A 1,678-nucleotide genomic window follows, 5' to 3' on the forward strand; every position below is an offset into this window, starting at 1 on the left:
GTCCCGTTGTCGGCGAAACGCTAGGCCGGCCCCGTTAACGCATTGCTAATCCGGCCGGTTTCGGGCAAATCATCGGCGACTGGCGATGGAAGGCAAGCCCCTCCGTCACCGGCACCCCGCCATATCGATCCGGAACTCCACAATGCCGATGAATTTCTCTACTGCCTCCGCGGGCACGTTCGTTCGCATGCTCAGCAATCTGCAAGCGGTGATGGGCAAGGCCGAGGCCTATGCTGACGAGCGCAAATTCAGCCCAGACAACTACGTCGCCATGCGGCTGGCGCCGGACATGCTGCCGTTCTCGTTCCAAATCCAGTCGTCCACCGATCGGGCCAAGCTATTCCTGTCGCGCGTGAGCGGCGTCGCCGCGCCAACCTGGGCGGACACCGAAAAAACCTGGGCAGAGGTCAAGGCGCGGCTACAGACAGGGCTCGATTTCGCCAGGTCGATCCCCGCGGCGCAACTCGACGGCACCGAAGACAAGCTGATCCCGCTCAAGGTGCGCGGCGAGGAGGTACAATGGCCGGCGCAGAAATACCTGCTCGAAAACGCGCTGCCGAACTTCTTCTTCCACGTGACGACAGCCTACGACATCCTGCGTCACGCTGGCGTCCCCGTCGGCAAGCGCGACTTCACCGGCTGAGCTCATTCCGACTCAGGAGTAGCGCTCTTCCAGCCAGGGATCGGCGTGGTTGTGATAGCCCCGGACTTCCCAGAAGCCGGGGTGGTCGCGTGTCGCGAATTCGATCCGCCGGATCCATTTCGGGCTTTTCCAGAAATAGAGGTGCGGCACCACCAGCCGCACCGGGCCGCCGTGGTCGAGCGGCAGCGGCGCGCCCTCCCAGCTGTGGACGAGCAGGGCCTCGGGCGAGGCGAAATCCTCGATTGCCATGTTGGTGGTGTAGCCGTCATTGCTGGTGAACAGCACGTGCGTGGCTTCGGCTCTCGGCCGTACGGCCTCCATCAGATCGTGCGTGGTGACACCGTCCCAATTGTTGTCGTAGCGCGACCACGAGGTCACGCAGTGGATGTCACTCAACTTGTGCGTCTGCGGCGCCGACATCAGATCGTGCCATGTCCAGGTGATTGGGGCCTCGATGGCACCGGCGATGTCGAGCCGCCAGTTTTCCCGAGCCACATTGGGTGTCTGGCCGAGATCGAGGACCGGCCAGTTGCGTACCAGGTGCTGGCCGGGCGGCAGGCGGCTGTCCTCGGGCCGCGACGTCTTGCCGGTCAGGAACTTGCCGAGTTCCGCCCAGCGGGACTTGCTGCGGGTAAGCTTGCTGTCTTCTGGAATATCGGTCATGGGCGGCTCCGATCCGGCCGCCGCGCGGATCAATACTTCTCGTAGAATGCGTTCCCGCCGGCGACCCAGGTGTAGTGCATGTTGGTATAGGGGAACGTGTAGCCTTCCGTGTGGAAGAATTTTGCGTTTCCGACGCCAGGATGGCGGTAGCCATGCAGCACCTTGTCGGCCATCGAGCGCGCCAGAGTTAGACTACGCCCTTCGCGCATCGGCTTCCACAGCACGCCGTCCGCAAACTGGTTCGACTGGCCGACGACGCCGCAGACGGTATGGGGATAGGCCGGATCGCTGACGCGGTTCATCACCACCGTGCCGACCGCAAGCATGCCTTCGGCGGAGGAGCGGTTGGACTCGAAATACATGACGCGGGTC

General features: G+C 63.3%; 3 protein-coding genes. 1 reads left to right on the plus strand and 2 read right to left on the minus strand.

The features are described from left to right. The first annotated feature begins 142 nt into the window (after nt 1-142). Nucleotides 143-643, plus strand: coding sequence for a DUF1993 domain-containing protein (locus VHB27_RS12895; RefSeq protein WP_325600984.1), 501 nt, complete (start codon nt 143-145; stop codon nt 641-643). A gap of 12 nt (nt 644-655) precedes the next feature. Here the strand turns inward: VHB27_RS12895 and VHB27_RS12900 are convergent, their stop codons facing one another. After that, nucleotides 656-1,306, minus strand: coding sequence for a sulfite oxidase-like oxidoreductase (locus tag VHB27_RS12900; RefSeq protein ID WP_325600985.1), 651 nt, complete (start codon nt 1,304-1,306; stop codon nt 656-658). Nucleotides 1,307-1,335: 29 nt separating this feature from the next. Beyond that, nucleotides 1,336-1,678: cell wall hydrolase (locus tag VHB27_RS12905; protein ID WP_325600987.1), on the minus strand; the 343-nt coding region annotated here is incomplete at its 5' end.

Origin of the sequence: Rhodopila sp., from assembly GCF_035548235.1 — a bacterium.
Classification (GTDB): Bacteria; Pseudomonadota; Alphaproteobacteria; order Acetobacterales; family Acetobacteraceae; genus Rhodopila.

Coding starts and splice junctions, on each gene's coding strand:
- VHB27_RS12895 (WP_325600984.1), top strand. CDS start 143: ATGCCGATGAATTTCTCTACTGCCTCCGCGGGCACGTTCGTTCGCATG.
- VHB27_RS12900 (WP_325600985.1), bottom strand. CDS start 1,306: ATGACCGATATTCCAGAAGACAGCAAGCTTACCCGCAGCAAGTCCCGC.